Annotated in this window: 16 protein-coding genes; 12 read left to right on the top strand and 4 right to left on the bottom strand. The window is 72.4% G+C overall.

Going from position 1 to position 21,268, the window contains the following annotated elements; translation table 11 throughout:
- Positions 1-11: 11 nt before the first annotated feature.
- Entirely contained in the window at positions 12-1,319 is a 1,308-nt protein-coding gene (gene eno / locus IO20_RS0109250; protein ID WP_030550676.1) for a phosphopyruvate hydratase, read from the bottom strand.
- 202 nt (positions 1,320-1,521) lie between these two features.
- On the opposite strand from eno, the gene IO20_RS0109245 reads away from it, so the two are divergent.
- The 5 genes from IO20_RS0109245 to IO20_RS0109225 all read left to right on the top strand — a co-directional run bounded on the left by IO20_RS0109245 (position 1,522) and on the right by IO20_RS0109225 (position 6,986).
- Entirely contained in the window at positions 1,522-1,944 is a 423-nt protein-coding gene (locus IO20_RS0109245; RefSeq protein ID WP_030550674.1) for a MarR family winged helix-turn-helix transcriptional regulator, read from the top strand.
- 56 nt (positions 1,945-2,000) lie between these two features.
- Positions 2,001-3,587, top strand: a complete 1,587-nt coding sequence (locus IO20_RS0109240; RefSeq protein WP_030550672.1) for a phytoene desaturase family protein — start codon at positions 2,001-2,003, stop codon at positions 3,585-3,587.
- A gap of 211 nt (positions 3,588-3,798) precedes the next feature.
- Entirely contained in the window at positions 3,799-4,833 is a 1,035-nt protein-coding gene (gene tdh / locus IO20_RS0109235; RefSeq protein WP_030550669.1) for an L-threonine 3-dehydrogenase, read from the top strand.
- A 3-nt stretch (positions 4,834-4,836) separates the two neighbouring features.
- A complete protein-coding gene (locus IO20_RS0109230; RefSeq protein WP_030550667.1) occupies positions 4,837-6,036 on the top strand; it encodes a glycine C-acetyltransferase in 1,200 nt (399 codons plus the stop codon).
- Between the two features lie 26 nt (positions 6,037-6,062).
- Complete coding sequence (locus tag IO20_RS0109225; RefSeq protein WP_030550665.1) at positions 6,063-6,986, top strand: LysR family transcriptional regulator; 924 nt, start codon at positions 6,063-6,065, stop codon at positions 6,984-6,986.
- 71 nt (positions 6,987-7,057) lie between these two features.
- Here IO20_RS0109225 and IO20_RS0109220 read toward each other — a convergent pair whose 3' ends face one another.
- Positions 7,058-8,899 carry a serine hydrolase domain-containing protein gene (locus IO20_RS0109220; protein WP_030550663.1) on the bottom strand — a complete coding sequence of 614 codons (1,842 nt, stop codon included), beginning with the start codon at positions 8,897-8,899 and terminating at the stop codon, positions 7,058-7,060.
- A 117-nt stretch (positions 8,900-9,016) separates the two neighbouring features.
- Between IO20_RS0109220 and IO20_RS0109215 the strand changes: the two genes are divergently transcribed.
- From IO20_RS0109215 to IO20_RS0109205, 3 genes are all read left to right on the top strand, one after another.
- Positions 9,017-10,126, top strand: coding sequence for an NAD(P)H-dependent flavin oxidoreductase (locus IO20_RS0109215; protein WP_030550661.1), 1,110 nt, complete (start codon positions 9,017-9,019; stop codon positions 10,124-10,126).
- A complete protein-coding gene (locus IO20_RS0109210) occupies positions 10,123-11,679 on the top strand; it encodes an acyl-CoA synthetase (RefSeq protein WP_030550659.1) in 1,557 nt (518 codons plus the stop codon). Before IO20_RS0109215 ends, IO20_RS0109210 begins: the two co-directional genes overlap by 4 nt.
- Before the next feature lie 91 nt (positions 11,680-11,770).
- Complete coding sequence (locus tag IO20_RS0109205) at positions 11,771-12,868, top strand: calcium:cation antiporter (RefSeq protein WP_030550657.1); 1,098 nt, start codon at positions 11,771-11,773, stop codon at positions 12,866-12,868.
- Here the strand turns inward: IO20_RS0109205 and IO20_RS0109200 are convergent.
- Positions 12,858-15,266 carry a penicillin acylase family protein gene (locus IO20_RS0109200; RefSeq protein ID WP_030550655.1) on the bottom strand — a complete coding sequence of 803 codons (2,409 nt, stop codon included), beginning with the start codon at positions 15,264-15,266 and terminating at the stop codon, positions 12,858-12,860. The two genes, IO20_RS0109205 and IO20_RS0109200, sit on opposite strands and share 11 nt — an antisense overlap.
- Positions 15,267-15,422: 156 nt before the next feature.
- Between IO20_RS0109200 and IO20_RS0109195 the strand changes: the two genes are divergently transcribed.
- Positions 15,423-16,964 (top strand): fatty acyl-CoA synthetase, encoded by a 1,542-nt coding sequence (locus IO20_RS0109195; RefSeq protein ID WP_037635013.1) that lies wholly within the window; start codon positions 15,423-15,425, stop codon positions 16,962-16,964.
- Here IO20_RS0109195 and paaK read toward each other — a convergent pair.
- Positions 16,933-18,219, bottom strand: a complete 1,287-nt coding sequence (gene paaK, locus IO20_RS0109190; protein ID WP_030550653.1) for a phenylacetate--CoA ligase PaaK — start codon at positions 18,217-18,219, stop codon at positions 16,933-16,935. The two genes, IO20_RS0109195 and paaK, sit on opposite strands and share 32 nt — an antisense overlap.
- 345 nt (positions 18,220-18,564) lie before the next feature.
- On the opposite strand from paaK, the gene IO20_RS0109185 reads away from it, so the two are divergent.
- The 3 genes from IO20_RS0109185 to IO20_RS0109175 are packed head-to-tail and all read left to right on the top strand — an operon-like array spanning position 18,565 to position 21,220.
- Complete coding sequence (locus IO20_RS0109185) at positions 18,565-19,785, top strand: cytochrome P450 (protein ID WP_030550652.1); 1,221 nt, start codon at positions 18,565-18,567, stop codon at positions 19,783-19,785.
- 16 nt (positions 19,786-19,801) lie between these two features.
- Positions 19,802-20,389: a cupin domain-containing protein gene (locus IO20_RS0109180; RefSeq protein WP_211270354.1), complete on the top strand. Its 588-nt coding sequence runs from the start codon at positions 19,802-19,804 to the stop codon at positions 20,387-20,389.
- A 54-nt stretch (positions 20,390-20,443) separates the two neighbouring features.
- On the top strand, positions 20,444-21,220 hold the full coding sequence (locus IO20_RS0109175; protein ID WP_030550649.1) for a GNAT family N-acetyltransferase: 777 nt from the start codon (positions 20,444-20,446) through the stop codon (positions 21,218-21,220).
- Positions 21,221-21,268 lie beyond the last annotated feature (48 nt).

Here is a 21,268-nt window from a genome sequence, read left to right as displayed (position 1 = left end):
CGCCGCGGTGTCTACGCGCGACGCAGTGCGGAGCGGCCCGCGTAGCGTGCCGATTCGCCCAACTCCTCCTCGATCCGGATCAGTTGGTTGTACTTCGCCGTGCGGTCGGAGCGCGAGAGCGAACCGGTCTTGATCTGACCGCAGCCGGTCGCGACGGCCAGATCCGCGATGGTGGTGTCCTCCGTCTCGCCCGAGCGGTGGGACATGACGGCCGTCCAGCCCGCCTGGTGGGCGGTGGACACCGCGTTCAGCGCCTCCGTCAGGGTCCCGATCTGATTGACCTTGATCAGGACCGAGTTGCCGACGCCGGTGCGGATGCCCTCGCGCAGCAGCGTCTCGTTGGTGCAGAACACGTCGTCGCCGGTGAGCTGACAGCGGTCGCCGACGCGGGCGGTGAGCTCGCGCCAGCCGTCCAGGTCGTTCTCCGCCATCGGGTCCTCGATGGAGACGACCGGGTAGGCGTCGATGAGCTTGGCCAGGTAGTCGGCGTGCTCGGAGGGAGTGCGGCGCACCCCTTCGCCCGCGTAGTCGTACACCCCGTCGCGGAAGAACTCCGACGTCGCCGGGTCCATGACCAGGCCGATGTCCGTGCCGGGGCGGTAGCCGGTGCGCTCGATGGCGGCCATCACGAAGTCGAGCGCCTCCTCGGCGGTCCGCAGCGCGGGTGCGAAGCCGCCCTCGTCGCCGACGCCCGTGGAGTGCCCGGCGGTCAGCAGGTCGCGGCGCAGGGTGTGGAAGACCTCGCTGCCCATGCGGACGGCCTCGGCGAAGGTGTCCGCGCCCACGGGCGCGATCATGAACTCCTGGAAGTCGAGCGGATTGTCGGCGTGGGCGCCGCCGTTGACGATGTTCATCATCGGCAGCGGCAGGAGGTGGGCGTCGGCTCCGCCGAGGTAGCGGTAGAGCGGCAGGCGGTGGGCCGCGGCGGCGGCCTTGGCGGCGGCGAGGGAGACGCCGAGGATCGCGTTGGCGCCGAGCCGGGACTTCGTGGCGGTGCCGTCGAGGGCGACGAGCGCGGCGTCGAGGCCCGCCTGGTCCGCCGCGTCACGGCCGCGCACGGACGCCGCGATCTCCCCGTCGACGTGGGCCACCGCGCGGTCGACTCCCTTGCCGTGCCAGCGCGCGGAGTCCCCGTCGCGCAGTTCCACGGCTTCCCGGGCGCCGGTGGAGGCGCCGGAGGGGACGGCCGCGCGGCCCAGGGACCCGTCCGCCAGGACGACGTCGACCTCGACCGTGGGGTTGCCCCGGCTGTCGATGATCCGGCGTGCGGTGACGCTCTCGATGGTGGTGTCGACCGTTCCGGTCGCGTACTCGGACATGGGAGGTCCTTCCCGTTGTCGTGTGCCGTGGCCCCGGCTGCGACAACGCTGGCGCTGAGCCCGACAACCTGAAACCCTACAGCAATGCTGTGCAGTATTGCTGTTCAGTATGGCTGTTCAGTATTGCTGCGCAGTGTGGCTGCACAGCGTTCCCGCCCAGGTCAGCTGCACCGCTCTGCCGGCCGACGGGCTAAAGTGCCCTATGCCCACCCCGGAAGCCGCCGCCATCGCCGCCGAACTGCGCACGGCGATGGGCAAGCTCACCCGACGCGTCAAGCACGAGGACCGCATCCCGCTGGGCCAGGTCGCCGTACTGGGAGCACTCGACCGCCACGGCGCCATGACGACCAGCGACCTCGCCGCCGATCAGCAGGTACGCCCCCAGTCGATGGCCCGGGCGGTGGGACTGCTCATGGAGCAGGACCTGATCACTCGCAGGGCGCACCCCACGGACGGCCGCAAGTCGCTGGTCGAGCTGTCCGACGCGGGCCGGGCCGCGCTCGAAGCGGAGCGCGGTCGCAGGGTCGGCTGGCTCGCGCGGGCCATCGAGGCCGAACTCACCGACGAGGAGCGGGCCTTGCTGGCGCAGAGCGCCGCCCTCCTCGAGCGGCTCGCCTCCCGCTAGGGCCGCCGGGCGATCCGCTCCCTTCCTCGCCGGCCGCCCCCGTGTGAGCATGAGCCATGACGCTTCCCGCACCGCTCCACGGTGCCCCTGCCCCCGCCCGCTCCTACGACGCCGTCGTCGTCGGAGGCGGTCACAACGGACTCGTCGCCGCCGCCTACCTGGCCCGCGCGGGCCGCTCCGTGCTCGTCCTGGAGCGGCTCGGGTCCACCGGCGGGGCGGCCGTCTCCACCCGGCCCTTCGCCGGGGTCGACGCGCGGCTCTCCCGGTACTCGTACCTCGTCTCGCTCCTTCCCGAGAAGATCGTGCGCGAGCTGGGACTGCGGTTCGCCGTGCGGAAGCGGTCCGTCTCGTCGTACACCCCGAAGGGGGACGGGGGCCTCCTCGTCGGCGGCGGCACAGACCGCACCCGGGCCTCCTTCGCGGCGCTCACCGGCTCCGACCGCGAGTACGAGGCCTGGCAGGGGTTCTACGCCCGCACCGGCCGGGCTGCCCGCCGTATCTTCCCCACCCTCACCGAGCCCCTGCCGACCCGCGCCGCACTCCGCGCCCGCGTCGACGACGCCGACACCTGGCGGATGCTCTTCGAGGAACCTCTCGGCGTCACCGTCGAGCGGACCTTCGCCGACGACCTCGTCCGCGGTGTCGTGCTCACCGACGCCCTCATCGGCACCTTCGCCGACGCCCACGACCCCACGCTCCTCCAGAACCGCTGCTTCCTCTACCACGTCATCGGCGGCGGCACCGGGGACTGGGACGTGCCCGTGGGCGGCATGGGCGCCCTCACCGACGCCCTCGCGGAAGCAGCCCGCGCCGCGGGCGCCGACCTGCGTACCGGCCACGAGGTCACCCGGATCGAGACCGACGGGCGCCGTGCCGCGCTCACCTACCGCACGGACCGCGGCGAAGGAACGGTCGAGGCGGGCCACGTCCTCGTCAACGCCTCGCCCAGCGACCTCGCCGCCCTCCTCGGCGACACGCCCCCGCCCGCCCCGGAAGGCGCCCAGCTCAAGGTCAACATGCTGCTCACCCGGCTGCCGAAGCTCCGCGACCGCTCCGTCGACCCGCACGAGGCCTTCGCCGGCACCTTCCACATCGCCGAGGGGTACGGGCAGCTGGCCGCCGCCCACGCCGAGGCCGCCGCCGGGCGGCTGCCCTCCGCCCCGCCCTCCGAGATCTACTGTCACTCCCTCACCGACCCGACGATCCTGGGCCGGGACCTGGCCGCCACCGGTCATCAGACCCTCACCCTGTTCGGGCTCCACACCCCCGCCCGGCTGTTCGCCGACGACAACGAGGGCGCCAGGGCCGCTCTCCTCGCGGCGACCCTCGACCAGCTCGACGCCCACCTGGACGAGCCGATCGCCGACTGCCTCGCCCTCGACGCCGACGGCCGGCCCTGTGTCGAGGCCAAGACCCCGCTCGACCTCGAACGCGAACTGCGCCTGCCCGGCGGCCACATCTTCCACCGCGACCTCTCCTTCCCGTACGCGGACGACGACCTCGGCACGCAGGACGGCGGGGGGCGCTGGGGCGTCGAGACCCGGCACGCCAACGTGCTGCTGTGCGGAGCCGGCGCCGTCCGGGGCGGGGGAGTGAGCGGCATCCCCGGCCACAACGCGGCGATGGCGGCCCTCGGCCGGTGACCACGGGCGCCTTCGCGGACGGCCTCTCCGTTCGGCCGTGTCGACCGCGCTCCGGCCCCGCCCGTGGTGTGAAGCTGATCTGCGAGCGCGCTTAAGAAATCCTCGATGGACCGCGAGCGCTCCGTACGGAAGATTCTCTTCCAGGGATCTTGGGCACACAGTCGTGCCCGCGCCCCCACATCACAGGACACGCACGTCGGGAGCCGTTGCATTGAAGGCGCTGGTCAAGCTGAAGGCGGAGCCGGGACTCTGGCTCACGGACGTGCCCGAGCCGGAGACCGGCCCCGGAGACGTACTGATCAAGGTCAAGCGGACCGGTATCTGCGGGACCGACCTGCACATCCGTTCCTGGGACGGCTGGGCGCAGAAGACCATCGCGACGCCGCTGACCATCGGCCACGAGTTCGTCGGCGAGGTCGTCTCCGTCGGTCGTGACGTCTCCGACATCGCCGTCGGCGACCTGGTCAGCGGCGAGGGCCACCTCGTCTGCGGCAAGTGCCGCAACTGTCTGGCCGGCCGCCGCCACCTCTGCCGCGCCACCGTCGGCCTCGGCGTCGGCCGCGACGGCGCCTTCGCCGAGTACGTGGCGCTGCCCGCCTCCAACGTGTGGGTGCACCGCGTCGCCGTCGACCTCGACGTCGCCGCGATCTTCGACCCGTTCGGCAACGCCGTCCACACGGCGCTCTCCTTCCCGCTCGTCGGCGAGGACGTCCTCGTCACCGGCGCGGGCCCGATCGGCATCATGGCCGCCGCCGTCGCCAAGCACGCCGGCGCCCGCAGCGTCATGATCACCGACGTCAGCGAGGAGCGCCTCGCCCTGGCGCGCAAGACGGGCGTCACGCTCGCCCTCAACGTCGCCGAGCAGACCATCGCCGACGGCCAGCGCACCCTCGGGCTCAAGGAGGGCTTCGACGTCGGTCTGGAGATGTCCGGCAACCCGCACGCGATGCGGGACATGGTCGCCAACATGACCAACGGCGGCAAGATCGCCATGCTGGGCCTGCCCAGCGAGGACTTCGCCGTCGACTGGGCGAAGATCGTCACCTCCATGATCACCGTCAAGGGCATCTACGGCCGCGAGATGTTCGAGACCTGGTACGCGATGTCGGTGCTCCTGGAGGGCGGCCTCGACCTCGCCCCCGTCATCACCGGGCGCTACGCCTACACCGACTTCGAGGCCGCCTTCGACGACGCGGCCTCCGGCAAGAGCGGCAAGATCATCCTCGACTGGACTGCGGGAGCCTGACCCATGTTCGATTCCGTACGCGACGACATCCGTGCCACCCTCGAAGAGATCCGCCAGGCCGGGCTGCACAAGCCCGAGCGCGTGATCGGCACCCCCCAGTCGGCCACCGTCGCCGTCACCGCGGGAGGCCGCCCCGGCGAGGTGCTCAACTTCTGCGCCAACAACTACCTGGGCCTCGCCGACCACCCCGACGTGATCGCCGCCGCCCACGAGGCGCTCGACCGCTGGGGCTACGGCATGGCCTCCGTCCGCTTCATCTGCGGCACGCAGGAGGTGCACAAGGAGCTGGAGGCCCGCCTCTCCTCCTTCCTCGGCCAGGAGGACACGATCCTCTACTCCTCCTGCTTCGACGCCAACGGCGGCGTCTTCGAGACGATCCTCGGCCCCGAGGACGCCGTCATCTCCGACGCCCTCAACCACGCGAGCATCATCGACGGCATCCGCCTCTCCAAGGCCCGCCGCCTCCGCTACGCCAACCGTGACATGGCCGACCTGGAGCAGCAGCTCAAGGAGGCCACCGAGGGCGGCGCCCGGCGCAAGCTCATCGTCACCGACGGCGTCTTCTCCATGGACGGCTACGTCGCCCCCCTCGACGAGATCTGCGACCTGGCCGAGCGCTACGACGCCATGGTGATGGTCGACGACTCGCACGCGGTCGGCTTCGTCGGCCCCGGCGGCCGCGGCACCCCCGAGCTGCACGGCGTCATGGACCGCGTCGACATCATCACCGGCACCCTCGGCAAGGCCCTCGGCGGCGCCTCCGGCGGCTACGTCGCGGCCCGCGCCGAGATCGTCGCCCTGCTGCGCCAGCGCTCCCGCCCGTACCTCTTCTCGAACACCCTCGCCCCGGTGATCGCCGCGGCCTCCCTCAAGGTCCTCGACCTCCTGGAGTCCGCCGGCGACCTGCGCGACCGGCTGCGCGCCAACACGGAGCTGTTCAGGACCCGTATGACGGCGGAGGGCTTCGACATCCTCCCCGGCGACCACGCCATCGCCCCCGTCATGATCGGCGACGCGTCCGAGGCGGGCCGCATGGCCGAGCTGCTCCTGGAGCGCGGCGTGTACGTGATCGGCTTCTCGTACCCGGTCGTGCCGCAGGGCCAGGCGCGGATCCGCGTCCAGCTCTCCGCCGCCCACTCCACGGACGACGTGAACCGTGCCGTGGACGCGTTCGTCGACGCCCGCGCCGCCCTGCGTGGGTAGTCCGGGAAGCCTGCGAGACTAGGGGCATGATCGAAGCGCGGCGGTTGCACATCCTCCGTGCGGTGGCCGACCACCGCACGGTCACGGCGGCGGCCGCCGCGCTCTATCTCACCCCCTCCGCCGTCTCCCAGCAGCTCGCCGCCCTGGAGCAGGAGACAGGTCACCGCCTGGTCGACCGCAGTGCGCGCGGCGCCCGCCTCACCCCGGCCGGCGAGATCCTGCTCAGCCACGCCAACGCGGTTCTCGCCCAGTTGGAGCGGGCCGAGTCCGAACTCGCCGCGTACAGCTCCGGCGCGGCCGGTACGGTCACGGTCGCCGCCTTCGCGACCGGCATCGGGCTCGTCGTCGCCCCCGCCCTCGTGGCCCTGGCCCGCACCGTGCCCGGCATCCGGGTCCGCGTGCGGGACGCCGAGGGCGACGAGAGCCTGCTCATGGTCCTCGACCGGCAGGTCGACGTGGCCGTCGCGGTCGAGTACCGGGGTGCTCCGGGCGAGGACGACGCCCGCCTCACCCGGGTACCGCTCTACGCGGAGCCCTTCGACGCGGTCCTGCCGCCCGACCACCCGCTCGCGCACCAGGAGCGGGTGGCGCTCGCCGACCTCGGCAAGGACACCTGGATCGGGCAGTCCACCGGAAACCCCTGTCATGACGTGACCGTCCTGGCCTGCGAATACGCCGGATTCGCCCCCCGCTTCGCGCATGTGTCGGACGACTTCCGGGCCGTCGTCGCGCTGGCCTCCGCGTCCGCCGGTGTGGCCCTGGTGCCACGCTCGGCGCTGCGCGGCATGGACCTCACCGACGTCGCGATCCGCCCCGTGGACGGCGTCGCCCCCACCCGCCGGGTCTTCGCGGCGGTACGGCGAGGGGCCGAGGACCATCCGCTGATCAGCCCGCTGCTCGCGGAACTGCGCGCGGCGGCGGAACCGGAACGGGTGGAAGCGGGCTCCTGACGGAAGCCCGCCCCCCCCGAAGGACAGCGGGCGGTCACTCCACCGAGGCCCTACCGAACGGCCGCGGCAGGTCAGTCCGCCGAGGGGCTCCACCCCACCGTCTCGATCCGGGCCCCGTCCGCCGGCCGCGCCTCGTCGAAGAGCGGCCGCCCGACCGCGTCCAGGAGCCGCATCCCGTCCACGTACACCCCGCGTCCGACGTACCGCCGGTCGGTCGTGTACCGCCAGCGCAGCCGCACGGGGCCGGTGCCCCGCTCCGGCACCTCGGCCGTCAGCCGGTGCCAGACCCGGCCCGACCAGCCGCTCACCGCCCCCGACGGGTGCGGCAGCGGCTCCCGCCCCGCGCGTACGGTGTCGAACGGCACCGCTTCCCAGGTCGCCCCGCCGTCCGCGGAGGCCTCCAGACGGGCGGCGTCGGCGGACGGTTCGGTGTCCCACCACAGGGCGCACTCGAACCGTGCCGCGCCGGGCACCGGGGGCAGCGTGAGCGTGGCCGTGGTGCCGCTCTCCATGCCGGAGAACCAGGCGGTGCGGCCTCGGGCCGGCCGTACGGGCACGGCTCTCGCCAGCTGGTTCGCGGTGGCGACGCGCGGTGCGGAGCCGGAGCGCCAGGAACGCACCGGGTGCACGGAGTTGCCGAGGACGATCAGGAACGCGTCGGTCGTCGGGTCCAGGACGAGGCTGGTGCCGGTGAAGCCCGTGTGCCCGGCCGTCCGGGGAGTGGCCATGGCGCCCATGTACCAGTGTTGGTGGAGCTCGAAGCCGAGCCCGTGCTCGTCGCCGGGGAAGGCGGTGTTGAAGTCGGTGAACATCAGGTCCACCGAGGCGGGGGAGAGGATGCGGGCCCGGCCGTACGCCCCGCCGTTGAGGAGCGTCCGGGCGAGGACCGCGAGGTCCCAGGCGCGGGAGAAGATCCCGGCGTGGCCGGCGATCCCGCCCAGGCTGTGGGCGTTCTCGTCGTGGACCTCGCCCCACACCATGCCCCGGTCGAGTCCGGACCACGGTGGCCGGGCGTCCTCGGTGGCGGCGATCCCCGGCCGCCAGGAGAGCGGCGGGTTGAAACGCGTGCGGTGCATCCCGAGCGGAGCGGTGATCTCGTCGTGGAGCAGGACGTCCAGACCGAGACCGGTGATCTCCTCCAGGACGAGCTGGAGCGTGATCAGGTTCAGGTCGGAGTAGAGATACGCGGAGCCCGGCGGGTTCGCCAGGGTCTCGTTCCAGAGCAGCCGCAGCTTCCCCTCCCGCGTCGGCTCCCGGTACAGCGGGATCCACGACCGGAACCCGGAGGTGTGGGTGAGCAGCTGCCGGACGGTGACGTCCCCCTTCCCACCGCCGCCGAACTCCGGCAGGTAGGCGGTGACCCTCGCCTCCAGCTCGAGGCTCCCGCGCTCGATCTGCTGCACCGCCAGGATCGAGGTGAACAGCTTCGAGACCGACGCCAGGTCGAAGACGGTGTCCTCGGTCATGGGAATCTGACACTCAGGCGGCAACTCGATCCCGGTGTCCGTCTTCTCGTCGTACGCCGCGTAGCGCACGGCCGAGCCGATCGCCCGGTGCAGGGCGACGGTCCCGCCCCGCCCCGCGAGCAGGACGGCTCCCGCGTACCAGGGGTGGGCGGGGGACGGCGCGAGGAAACCCTCCGCCTCCGTGACCAGCCGGTCCAGGGGTGCGGAGAGCAGTCCGGCGCGCTCGGGCGAACCGCGCCGCAGCGTGGTCCGTCGCGCCATGGCTGCGGGACCGCCGCCGCCCCCGGCCCCCTCGCCGGGGAGCCCCGCCCTCGCCCCCGCCCCCGGCTCCGGGGAGGCGGCGGCGCCTGGCACCGCTCCGATCACCAGCGCACCTCCCAGGGCCAGTACCCCGCCGCCGAACGCACGGCGGCTCAGACTTCCGTCTCGTGTCGCGTCCTCCGTCATGCCCACCCTCTCCCACCGGGGACCGCGGTGAAACGTCGACGTGCCGCCCGCAAGGAATCTGACGAGCCATCAGAAAACCTCTTCCCTCCGAGGCGCCGCTGAGGCATCCTGCCGCCCATGAAGACGGAGCTGAGTCGCACCCTGGGGATCGAGCACGCCATCTTCGGCTTCACGCCCTTCCCCGCGGTGGCCGCCGCACTCACCAGAGCCGGCGGGTTCGGCGTCCTCGGCGCGGTCCGCTACACCGCCCCCGAGGACCTCGCCCGCGACCTCGACTGGATGCAGGAGCACACCGACGGTCTGCCCTACGGCCTCGACGTCGTGATGCCCGCGAAGAAGGTCGAGGGGGTCACGGAGGCCGAGGTCGAGGCCATGATCCCGGAGGGACACCGGGCGTTCGTCCGCGCCACCCTCGCCAAGCACGGCGTGCCCGAACTCGCCGAGGGCGAGGCCTCCGGCTGGCGCATCACCGGCTGGATGGAGCAGGTCGCCCGCAACCAGCTCGACGTGGCCTTCGACTACCCGATCAAACTCCTCGCCAACGCCCTCGGTTCACCGCCCCCGGACGTCGTCGCCCGCGCCCACGACCACGGCGTCCTCGTCGCCGCCCTCGCCGGCAGCGCCCGCCACGCCCGCCACCACGCCGAGGCCGGCATCGACATCGTCGTCGCCCAGGGCTACGAGGCCGGCGGCCACACCGGCGAGATCGCCTCCATGGTCCTCACCCCCGAGGTCGTCGACGCCGTGTCCCCGCTGCCCGTGCTCGCCGCCGGCGGCATCGGCAGCGGCGAGCAGATCGCCGCCGGGCTCGCCCTCGGCGCCCAGGGCGTCTGGCTCGGCTCGATCTGGCTCACCACCACCGAGGCCGACCTGCACTCCCGCGCCCTCACCGCCAAGCTCCTCGCCGCGGGATCCGGCGACACCGTCCGCTCCCGCGCCCTGACCGGCAAGCCCGCCCGGCAGCTCCGTACCGAGTGGACCGACGCCTGGGACGACCCGGCGGGACCCGGCACGCTCCCCATGCCGCTCCAGGGGCTCCTGGTCGCCGAGGCCGTCTCCCGTATCCAGAAGTACGAGATCGATCCGCTCCTCGGCACCCCCGTCGGGCAGATCGTCGGCCGGATGAACGAGGAGCGCGGCGTCCAGCAGGTCGTGGACGAGCTCACCCGCGGCTTCGAGAAGGCCGTCGACCGCATCAACCGCATCGCCGGACGGAGCGACGCATGAGTAGTCAGGGAGCGCCCACGGGATTCTGGGCCCAGGCAGCCGCCGACCCGGGCCGCACCGTACTGGTCGCACCCGACGGCGAGGAGTGGACCGCCGGACGGCTGCACACCGAGGCGAACCGCCTCGTCCACGGGCTGCGCGCGGCGGGACTCGAACGCGGCGACGCGTTCGCCGTCGTCCTGCCCAACGGCCCCGAGTTCTTCGCGGCCCATCTCGCCGCCACCCAGGCCGGGTTCTACCTCGTCCCCGTCAACCACCACTTCGTCGGCCCCGAGATCGCCTGGATCGTCGCCGACTCGGGCGCCAAGGTCCTCCTCGCCCACGAGCGGTTCGCCGAGGCGGTCACCCTCGCCGCCGACGAGGCAGGACTCCCGCCCACCCGCCGGTACGCGGTGGGCACGATCCCCGGCTTCCGCCCGTACGCCGAACTCCTCGGAGACCACGGCGGGGAGGCGCCCGCCGGCCGCACCCTCGGCTGGGTCATGAACTACACCTCGGGCACCACCGGACGGCCCCGGGGGATCCGCCGCCCGCTCCCCGGAAAGCTTCCCGAGGAGACCCATCTCGGCGGCTTCCTCGGCATCTTCGGCATCCGGCCGGGCGACGGCAACGTCCACCTCGTCTGCTCGCCGCTCTACCACACGGCCGTGCTCCAGTTCGCCGCCGCCGCCCTGCACATCGGGCACCCCCTCGTCCTGATGGACCGGTGGACGCCCGAGGAGATGCTCCGCCTGATCGACCGGTACGCGTGCACCCACACCCACATGGTCCCCACCCAGTTCCACCGGCTCCTTTCCCTCCCGGAGGAGGTACGGGAGCGGTACGACGTCTCCTCGATGCGCCACGCCATCCACGGCGCCGCGCCCTGCCCCGAGCACGTGAAACGGGCGATGATCGACTGGTGGGGCCGCTGTGTGGAGGAGTACTACGCGGCGAGCGAGGGCGGCGGCGCCTTCGCCACGGCCGAGGAGTGGCTGAAGAAGCCCGGCACGGTCGGCCGGGCCTGGCCGATCAGCGAACTCGCCGTCTTCGACGACGACGGCGTACGGCTGCCGCCCGGCGAACTCGGCACCGTCTACCTGAAGATGAACACCGGCGGCTTCCAGTACCACAAGGACGAGGCGAAGACGGCCAGGAACCGCATCGGCGACTTCTTCACCGTCGGGGACCTCGGCGTCCTCGACGAGGACGGCTACCTCTTCCTCCGCGACCGCAAGATCGACATGATCATCTCCGGCGGCGTCAACATCTATCCGGCCGAGATCGAGGCGGCGCTGCTCGCCCACCCCGCCGTCGCGGACGCCGCCGCCTTCGGCATCCCGCACGCCGACTGGGGCGAGGAGGTCAAGGCGGTCGTCGAGGCGGCCGAGGGGCACGCGCCGGGGCCCGCGCTCGCCACCGAGATCCTGGCCCACTGCGCCGACCGCCTCGCCGGCTTCAAGCGCCCGAAGTCGGTCGACTTCGTCCCGGCCATGCCCCGCGACCCGAACGGCAAGCTGTACAAGCGCCGCCTCCGCGACCCGTACTGGGAGGGCAGGGAACGCCCGGTCTAGGGCCGGTCGTCCGGATCGGGCCCCGACCATGACGACCGAACGAAAAGGACGCAAAGGAGCGTAAGAGCCCCTTTGTGGCAGGATGCGGATCATGAGTTCGAGTACGGCGTCGACGGCACGGCAGTGGACCACCTGGGGGCCGGTGGTGGCCGCGCTTGCGCTGGGGGCGGCCTGGGGGCGCGACCTCCCGGGCTTCGCCGTCGGACTCATCGCGCTCTGTCTCATGGCCGCCGTCCTCGCCGCGGTCCACCACGCCGAGGTCATCGCCCACCGCGTCGGCGAACCCTTCGGCTCGCTCGTCCTCGCCGTGGCGGTCACCGTCATCGAGGTCGGACTCATCGTCACCCTGATGGCGGGCGGCGGCGAGAAGACCTCGACCTACGCCCGCGACACCGTCTTCGCCGCCGTCATGATCACCTGCAACGGCATCGTCGGCCTGTCCCTCCTCGTCGGCGCGCTCCGCAACCGCGTCGCGGTCTTCAACGCCGAGGGCTCCGGCGGCGCACTCGCCACCGTCTGCACCCTGGCCACGATGACCCTGGTCCTGCCCACCTTCACCACGAGCCACCAGGGTCCCGAGTTCTCCTCGGCGCAGCTCGCCTTCGCCGCCGTCGCCTCCCTCTGTCTGTACGGAGTGTTTGTCGGGGTCCAGACCGTGCGCCACCGGGACTACTTCCTCCCGGTGCCCCGGCCGGGACACGAATCGGAGGACGAGCACGCCGAGCCGCCGACCCGGCGGGAGACGCTGATCAGCCTCGGACTCCTCCTCCTGGCCCTCGTCGCCGTCGTCGGCAACGCCAAGCTGATCTCGCCGACGATCGAGGACGGCGTCGAGTCGGCCGGCCTCCCCAAGGCGGTCGTCGGTGTCGTCATCGCCCTGATGGTGCTGCTGCCGGAGACCCTCGCCGCCGTACGCGCGGCCCGCAGGGACCGGATGCAGACCAGTCTCAACCTCGCGTACGGCTCCGCGATCGCCAGTATCGGACTGACGATTCCGGCGATCGCGCTCGCTTCGATCTGGCTGTCCGGGCCCCTCGTGCTCGGTCTCGGTCCGCTCCACATGGTGCTCCTCGTCCTCACCGCTGTGGTGAGCGCACTGACCGTGGTGCCCGGACGGGCCACCCTCCTGCAGGGCGGCGTCCATCTCGCGATCTTCGCCGCGTTCGTCTTCCTGTCGTTCAGCCCCTGACGACCACCACCCGTAGGGCCGGCGAGCGCAGGATGTCCCGCTCGCAGAAGCGTGACGTCACCCAGCGCTCGCCCGCGTACAGCCGGGTCTGGTCGCTGTGGTGCGGTGACGCCGGGTTCGACGACTGCGAATACGAGAGCAGGGTGCGCGCCACCGGGCACCGGCTGCCGTCCCAGCCCACCGCCTGCACATGGCTGGTGCCGTGCGCGACCTCCACATAGCCGCCGCCCGCCGCGTTCCACACGGGTTCGGTCTTGTTCCAGATGCCGAGCGACTCGGTGCCGCCGCTCACCGGGATCCGCTCCCCGTTCCGTACGACGAACTGGTGGTTCCCGAGCGGTGCGTCCAGCGGGATCCCGGCGGCGCGCAGCTCCGCCGCCGCGTCGGTCAGCGCCTTCGCGAACCCGGGCGCCGCCGTGTTCAGGGTGTGCGGGGTGCGGACCGGGTCGGCCGCCGAGAACGGCACCTTCCACTGGTCCGCCGGCTTCACCGCGCCGGTGAACTTCCGCCAGAAGCGGTCGAAGAGCAGGGCGCCCCGGCTGTCGGTGTTCACCGTCCGGTCCCACGCCCCGATCACCCGGCAGACCTCCGGGTCCCCGGGCAGCGCGGACGCGCAGGCCTTCGCCGCGTCGGCCGCCGCCATGTCACCGGCAGGCGCCCGGTTGGCGAACTGCTGGCGCTGAAGGTCGGCCACCGTCAGGCGCCCGCGCTCCGCCATCGCCGCCATGTCCTCAACACCTCCCCTGGTACGGAGGGAACGCGGGGTCGCGATCGTGCCGAAGATCCGCTCGTACCCGGTGAGCGGCCGGTCGGCGTTGGTCAGCCAGGCACTGTCGTTGGAGTTCCCCACGTACGGGGTGTCCCGCATCACCGGCATCCGCGCGGGGCCGAAAACCCCCGGCTGCACCGCGTCCGGGTCGGAGCCGAGTGCGCAGTCGGACCGTGAGCCGTCGAGCACCGCGACGCCGGAGGAGGGGTAGGTGGCCCGGCCGAGCGGGGTGGAGCAACGCTCGGCGAGGTCGTCGGTGATCCGGGGGAGCACCTGGGACTGACTGAAGAACGAGTGCCCCGCCGAGTCGGCCGCGATCGTGTTCACCCAGGGCAGCCCCTGGGTGCGGCGCAGGGTCTCGGCGACGTCCCGCGTCGAGCGCGCCTTCGCGAACCCGAGCGCGGTGTCCGAGCCGCGCAGGTTGACCGCGTTGGGGTCGTTGAGCGCGTACGCGGTGGTCGCGGTCCACGGCAGCGGGAGCTGCGCGCCGAGTCCGGAGACGACCGGGCCGTACCGGGTCCACCACTGGGTACGGGTGACCGGGGCGCCGTCCTTGACCGGCACGGTTACGGTGCGCGGGGTCATCCGCTCCGGCTTCCCGTCCACCAGGTACGAGGTCGGGTCGCCGGCGGCGAGCGTCAGCTGGTGCAGGTTGAGCGGCACTCCGGTGGCGACGGTGTGGCTCCAGGCGACCTTGTCGTTGAAGCCGATGTTCACGATGGTCGTGCCGAGGAGCGAGGCGCCGGAGACGTTCAGCTCGCCGGGAATGGTCTGCTGCGACTGCCAGAAGCGGCGCCCGCCCTGCCAGGGGTAGTGCGGGTTTCCGAGGAGCAGCCCGCGGCCGTTCGCCGTGGTCGCCCCGGAGAACGCGACGGCGTTCGAGCCCATGGTGGCGTTCTCGGCGGCGAAGAGTTCCCTGGCCGCCGCCGCGGTGGCGGCCGGATCGGGGGCACCCCCGGACGGAGCGGCCGACGGGAGGGCGGCTGACTCGAGGGCGGCCGGCGGCCGGGCGCCCGTGATGCCGTCGACGGCCCGGCCCTGTCCGCCGAGCACCGAGACGGCGTGGCCGCGCCGGGCCACGTCGAGCGCGGTCACCGGACGCACCCAGTCGGCGCCCGCGCAGGCCGGATCCGATATGCGGTTCTTCCGCAGCCAGGCGTTGTAACCGGCCGCCCAGCCGCGCATGAGCTCCTTGAGGTCGCGGCTCGGGCCGGCCGGTGCCGGAGTCGCGAGGAGCTCCTCGACCGACCCGGCGTCCTTCACGCCACGGAAGTACAGATCGCTGGAGAGGTTCGTGCCGGCGGAGGACAGCGAGCCGTCCGTGGCGGCGTCCGGGCCGAAGTGGCGGGAGCGCTCGCCGTTCACGGTCACGAAGCCGTCCGCGAGCGTGCAGACCTGGTCGGCTGCCTGGGCCCAGCCCGTACCGAAGCCGAGGTTCGCGTAGTCCTTGGCCACGATGTGCGGAATGCCGTACTCGGTGTACCGGATGACGGCCGACAGGCCACGGTCGGACGGGTGATGACCCCGTCCCCCGGAGTCGGCCACCGCCGCGCCGGGCAGCGAGGCCGTGACGACGGCGAGGGCCGTGCCGGACAGGGCCAGGAGTTTCAGGCGGGTGCGGAGGTGCAACGTGTCTCCCAACGGGCGGATGGGAATTGCGGGTCGGACCATGCACCCAGGTGCGCGTCCCCTTGTCAACATCCCGTTCGGTATCCGAGGTCCGGGCATCCACGGCGCGCCGCACGGTACTTGACCGCTCACCCGGCGCCCACCGAGGATCACCGCATGGATCGACTCCTCAGCCGTGCCGTCGACGGTGTCCTGCGCATGAGCGCCCAGCGCGTCCCCGACCGGATCGCCGTCCGCTACGCCGACCGGACCTGGACGTACGCCGAGCTCGACGAGGCCGTCACCACCGCGGCCGCCGTCCTGCGGGAGCCGCACCACGGCCTCGGGCTGCCCGACCGTGCCCGCGTCGCCACCTACGGCCACAACTCGGACGCCTACCTCATCGCGTTCCTCGCCTGTTCCCGGGCCGACCTGATCCACGTGCCGGTCAACCACCACCTGACCGGGGACGACCTCACGTACATCCTGGAGCAGTCCGACACCGCGCTCGTCCTCGCCGACCCCGCCCTCGCGGACCGCGTCCCGGACGGTTTCGCGGTCAAGGCGTTGCGGGAAGCGCCCGGTTCACTGCTCGACGCGCTCGCCGAACCGGAGACGTACGACACCGACCGCGACGCCCGCGAGTACGTCCAGCTGCTCTACACCTCGGGCACCACCGCCCTCCCCAAGGGCGCCATGATGACCCACCACGCACTCGTCCACGAGTACGCCAGCGCCGTCGAGGCCCTCGACCTGAGCGAGGACGACCGGCCCGTGCACGCGTTGCCGCTCTACCACTCGGCGCAGATGCACGTCTTCCTGCTGCCCTACCTCGCCGTCGGCGCCGAGAACACCATCATCGACGGACCCGATCCCGCCGTCCTGTTCGACCTGATCGAGGCCGGCCGCGCCGACAGCCTCTTCGCCCCGCCGACCGTCTGGATCGGCCTCGCCAACCACCCGGACTTCGACGGCCGCGACCTGTCGGCCCTGCGCAAGGCCTACTACGGGGCCTCGATCATGCCCGTGCCCGTCCTGGAGCGGCTGCGCGCCCGCCTGCCGGACCTCGCCTTCTACAACTGCTTCGGCCAGTCGGAGATCGGCCCGCTCGCCACCGTCCTCGGGCCCGACGAGCACGAGGGCAGGATGGACTCCTGCGGCCGTCCGGTCCGCCACGTCGAGGCCCGCGTCGTCGACGAGAACGGCGACGACGTCCCCGACGGCACCCCCGGCGAGATCGTCTACCGCTCGCCCCAACTGTGCGACGGCTACTGGCGCAAGCCCGACGAGACCAAGGCGGCCTTCCGGGGCGGCTGGTTCCACTCCGGCGACCTCGCCGTCCGCGACGCCGAGGGCTACTACACGATCGTCGACCGGGTGAAGGACGTCATCAACTCCGGGGGAGTGCTCGTCGCCTCCCGTCAGGTCGAGGACGTGCTCCACACGCACGCCGGCGTCGCCGAGGTGGCCGTGATCGGCCTCCCCGACGACCGCTGGATCGAGGCGGTCACGGCCGTCGTCGTCCCCCGCGGCGAGGTCACCGAAGCCGAACTGCTCGCCCACGCCAGGGAGAACCTCCCCCACTTCAAGGCCCCCAAGCGCGTCCACTTCACCCCCGAACTGCCCCGCAACGCGAGCGGCAAGATCCTCAAGCGCGAACTCCGCGACCGCTTCGCCGCCGGGTCCTCTACTTCCCCCGCAGGTCCACGATCCGCTTGATCTTGCCCACCGAACGATCCAGCGTCTCGGGGTCGACCACCTCGACCCCGACCGAGACCCCGATCCCGTCCTTGACCGCCGTGGCGATCGTCCGCGCGGCCTCCGACCGCTCCTCGGCGGTCGCTCCCGCGCGGGCCTCCGCCCGTACCGTCAGCGCGTCGAGACGGCCCTCCCTGGTGAGCCGGAGCTGGAAGTGCGGGGCCACCGCCGGCGTGCGCAGGACGATCTCCTCGATCTGGGTCGGGAAGAGGTTCACCCCGCGCAGGATGATCATGTCGTCGCTGCGGCCCGTGACCTTCTCCATCCGCCGGAACACCCGCGCGGTCCCCGGCAGCAGCCGGGTCAGATCCCGCGTCCGGTAGCGGATCACCGGCATGGCCTCCTTGGTGAGCGAGGTGAAGACGAGCTCCCCCTCCTCCCCGTCCGGCAGCACCTCGCCCGTGAACGGGTCCACGACCTCCGGGTAGAAGTGGTCCTCCCAGATGTGCAGTCCGTCCTTGGTCTCCACGCACTCCTGCGCCACCCCGGGACCGATCACCTCCGACAGGCCGTATATGTCGACCGCGTCGATCGCGAACGCCTCCTCGATCTCCTTCCGCATCGCCTCCGTCCACGGTTCGGCGCCGAAGACGCCCACCTTCAGGGAGGTCGACCGCGGGTCCACGCCCTGCCGTTCGAACTCGTCGAGCAGCGTGAGCATGTACGAGGGGGTCACCATGATGATCTCGGGGCGGAAGTCCTGGATGAGCTGCACCTGCCGGGCCGTCATCCCTCCCGAGGCCGGGATCACCGTGCAGCCGAGCCGCTCCGCGCCGTAGTGCGCGCCGAGCCCGCCGGTGAACAGCCCGTATCCGTAGGCGACATGGACCTTGTGCCCGGGGCGGGCCCCGGCGGCGCGCAGGGACCGGGCCACCACGTCCGCCCACATGTCGAGGTCGCCCTCGGTGTAGCCGACGACGGTCGGCCGGCCGGTGGTGCCGCTGGAGGCGTGGACGCGCCGGATACGGGACTGGTCGACGGCGAACATGCCGAAGGGGTAGTGGTCGCGCAGGTCCGCCTTGGTGGTGAAGGGGAAGCGCGGCAGGTCCGCGAGGCTACGGCAGTCGTCCGGGGTCACCCCGGCCGCGTCGAAGGAGCGCCGGTAGAAGTCCACGTTCTCGTACGCGTGGCGCAGGGTCGCGCGCAGCCGCTCCAGCTGGAGCGCCGCCAGCTCCTCGCGGTCGAGCCGTTCGCCGCCGTCCAGCAGTTCCGTCATCGCGCACTCCTCCACGGTCGTAAAACGGGCGACCGATCATTCGGTAGATCCGCTCCGGCTCAGTAAATCCGGAGCGACCCGGGGGTTGGCAAGAGGGTGGAAGGAGTTTCTCCGCAAGGCCGGACAGCCGGTCGAAGGCCGCCCGTCACACCTTGGGGTGTCTTTCGGGCGGATTCGGACAGGGTCCGTCTCCGCCGGGGGGATGGCTGGAGCAGCAGAGGTCCGCCCGGTCCCGGTGCGGTCGCCCCGGTCCCGGCCGGCGGCCCGCCCGCGTGCCCCGACGAAAGCGAACGTCATGCCCCACCCGCACCGCACCGCCGTAGCCGCCCCCGAGGGGGTGGCGCCGTGACCACCACGGCCACCACCGACGCCGACCTCCCGCAGGTCCACTTCTGGGCCGTCCCCGACCTCACGGGCCTCGACTTCGACCCGCTGCTCGCCAAGCTGCTGCACGAGGACCCCGTCACCCGGGTCCGGCTGCCGCACGGCGAAGGGCACGCCTGGCTCGTCACCCGGTACGAGGACGTCAAGTTCGTCTCCGTCGACCCCCGCTTCAGCCGCCAGGCAGTCTGGGGCCGCTCCATCACCCGGGTCGCCCCCCACTTCATCCCGATGGAGGGGGCCGTCGGCTTCGCCGACCCGCCGGACCACACCCGCATGCGGCGCGTCGTCGCCCGCGCCTTCAGCGCCCGCGCCCTGCGCGCCCTGCGCGACCACGCCCAGGACGTCATGGACCGGCTCCTCGACCGGGTCGAGGAACACGGCCCGCCCGCCGACCTCATGGAACTGGTCAACCGGCCGTTCCCGCTCGCCATGGTCAGCGAACTCATGGGCGTGCCCGAGGGCGACCAGCCGCTGATGGCGCGCTGGTCCGACACCATCATCTCCGCCGCGGCCGGCCGGGAGGCCAGCGAGCAGGCGAAGGCCGACATGGGCCGCTACTTCACCGAACTCGTCGGCCGCAACCACGGCACCGGCAAGGAGACCCTCGCCGCCGTCCTCGCCGACGCCGTCGACGACGAGACCCTCACCGAGCACGAGGCCGTCGGCCTCGCCGTCCTCATCCAGATCGGCGGCGCCCACGCCGTCCGCAACAACAGCGCCAACATGGTGTACGCGCTGCTCACCCACCCCGAGCACCTCGCCCGGCTGCGCGCCGAACCCGCACTGGTCCCGCAGGCCGTCGACGAGCTCCTCCGCTACATCCCGCACCGCAACGCCGTCGGCCTCTCCCGGATCGCCCTGGAGGACGTCGAGGTCGGCGGGGTCACCATCCCGGCCGGCGAACCGGTGTACGTCTCGTACCTGACCGCCAACCGCGACCCCGCCGTCTTCCCCGAGCCGGAACGGCTCGACTTCGACCGCCGCTACAACCCGCACGTCGCCTTCGGCCACGGACCCCACTACTGCCCGGGCTCCGCCCTCGCCCGCATCGAGTCGGAGATCCTCGTCGAGTCCCTGTGGACCCGCTTCCCGAACCTCCGCCTCGCGGTGCCCGAGGACGAGCTCCGCTGGCAGCGCGGAGCCCTCATCCGCGGCCCCGAGACCCTCCCGGTCACCTGGTGAGAGGAGTCCGCACACCGTGACAGTCACCGCGATCGGACCGAACGGCGGCCTCATCGTGCCGCCCGGCCACGGCAAGACCCTCACCACCGCCGCCCAGCACGTCACCTTCAAGGTGACCGGCGAGCACTCCCGTACCGCCTCCACCTTCGAGGTCGTCGTCCCGCCGGGCTTCGACGTCGGCGCCCACGCCCACGGACACAGCGAGGAGCTCTTCTACGTCCTGGAGGGCGAACTCGACGTCCTCGCCTTCGAACCCCTCGTCCGCACCCGGGACAGCTGGCGGGAGTGGGAGTCGTCCTCCGGGCAGCGCGCCGTGCGGGCGACCCGCGGCACCCTGATCCTGGTGCCGCCCGGCTGTCCGCACGCCTTCGCCAACCCCACGGGGGAACCGGCACGCATGCTCTTCCAGGCTTCCCCGCCGCCCGACCACGAGCGGTACTTCGAGGAACTCATGGAGATCCTCGGCTCGGGCGGAGAGGTCGACCACGCGGCCGTCGAACGCCTCCGGATCCGCTACGACATCGAGCAGATCACCCCGCTGCGGCACGACGCGGGAAGGACCGGGAGGACACCGGAACACGCGCAGGCGGCCCGCACCCCCTGAGCCACCGGCCGAAACCCCGTTGCCCGGCACCCGGCCCGGTGCTGAAGTGACCCCATGGAGAACCAGCACGTCCGTGACCTGTACGACCGCCAGATCCGCCGCGAGGCCCGCCCCGACGGGCCGGACTGCCGGGTCGAGCGCGTCGGCGACGTCGTCCGCCAGACCGGACCGGAGCACGCCTGGAACGGCGTGCTCTGGTCCGGTCTCGACGCGGCCGGCGCCGACGAGGCCATCCCCGCCCAGATCGCCCACTACCGCGCCGTCGGCGTGCCCTTCGAGTGGAAGCTGTACGCGCACGACACCCCCGCCGACCTCGGCGACCGGCTCCTCGCCGCCGGCTTCACCGCCGAGGACCCCGAGACCCTGATGGCCGCCGAAGCCGCCTCGCTGTCCCTGGACGTACCGCTTCCCGAGGGCGTCGAACTCCGCGCGGTGACGGACGAGGCCGGCGTACGCCAGGTGGTCGAGGTCCACGAGCGCGCCTTCGGCACCGACAGCGGCCACATCGGCCGCCAACTCCTCGACCACCTCGCCGCCGACCCCGGCACCGTCACCGCCGTCCTCGCCCTCGCGGCCGGCGAACCCGTCAGCGCGGCCCGCCTCGAACTCTGCCCCGGCACCGACTTCGCCGGCCTCTGGGGCGGCGGGACCGTCGAGAGCTGGCGGGGCCGCGGCCTCTACCGCGCCCTCGTGGCCCACCGCACCCGCATCGCCGCCGAACGCGGCCACCGGTACGTCCAGGTCGACGCCGCCGACACCAGCCGCCCCATCCTCCAGCGCCTCGGCTTCCACGCCCTCTCCACCACGACCCCCTACACGTACACCGGGTAGACCCGGGGCGGTCCTGCCGGGGGGTTCCGCAACGGTAGGGTGCCGTCC

This window comes from Streptomyces exfoliatus (assembly GCF_000725545.1).
GTDB lineage: Bacteria > Actinomycetota > Actinomycetes > Streptomycetales > Streptomycetaceae > Streptomyces > Streptomyces exfoliatus.
This window is presented reverse-complemented; position numbering and strand designations above follow the sequence as displayed.

Coding starts and splice junctions, on each gene's coding strand:
- IO20_RS0109215 (WP_030550661.1), top strand. CDS start 9,017: ATGAAGACGGAGCTGAGTCGCACCCTGGGGATCGAGCACGCCATCTTC.
- IO20_RS0109195 (WP_037635013.1), top strand. CDS start 15,423: ATGGATCGACTCCTCAGCCGTGCCGTCGACGGTGTCCTGCGCATGAGC.
- eno (WP_030550676.1), bottom strand. CDS start 1,319: ATGTCCGAGTACGCGACCGGAACGGTCGACACCACCATCGAGAGCGTC.
- IO20_RS0109225 (WP_030550665.1), top strand. CDS start 6,063: ATGATCGAAGCGCGGCGGTTGCACATCCTCCGTGCGGTGGCCGACCAC.
- IO20_RS0109175 (WP_030550649.1), top strand. CDS start 20,444: ATGGAGAACCAGCACGTCCGTGACCTGTACGACCGCCAGATCCGCCGC.
- IO20_RS0109205 (WP_030550657.1), top strand. CDS start 11,771: ATGAGTTCGAGTACGGCGTCGACGGCACGGCAGTGGACCACCTGGGGG.
- IO20_RS0109245 (WP_030550674.1), top strand. CDS start 1,522: ATGCCCACCCCGGAAGCCGCCGCCATCGCCGCCGAACTGCGCACGGCG.
- IO20_RS0109230 (WP_030550667.1), top strand. CDS start 4,837: ATGTTCGATTCCGTACGCGACGACATCCGTGCCACCCTCGAAGAGATC.
- IO20_RS0109210 (WP_030550659.1), top strand. CDS start 10,123: ATGAGTAGTCAGGGAGCGCCCACGGGATTCTGGGCCCAGGCAGCCGCC.
- IO20_RS0109220 (WP_030550663.1), bottom strand. CDS start 8,899: ATGACGGAGGACGCGACACGAGACGGAAGTCTGAGCCGCCGTGCGTTC.
- paaK (WP_030550653.1), bottom strand. CDS start 18,219: ATGACGGAACTGCTGGACGGCGGCGAACGGCTCGACCGCGAGGAGCTG.
- IO20_RS0109240 (WP_030550672.1), top strand. CDS start 2,001: ATGACGCTTCCCGCACCGCTCCACGGTGCCCCTGCCCCCGCCCGCTCC.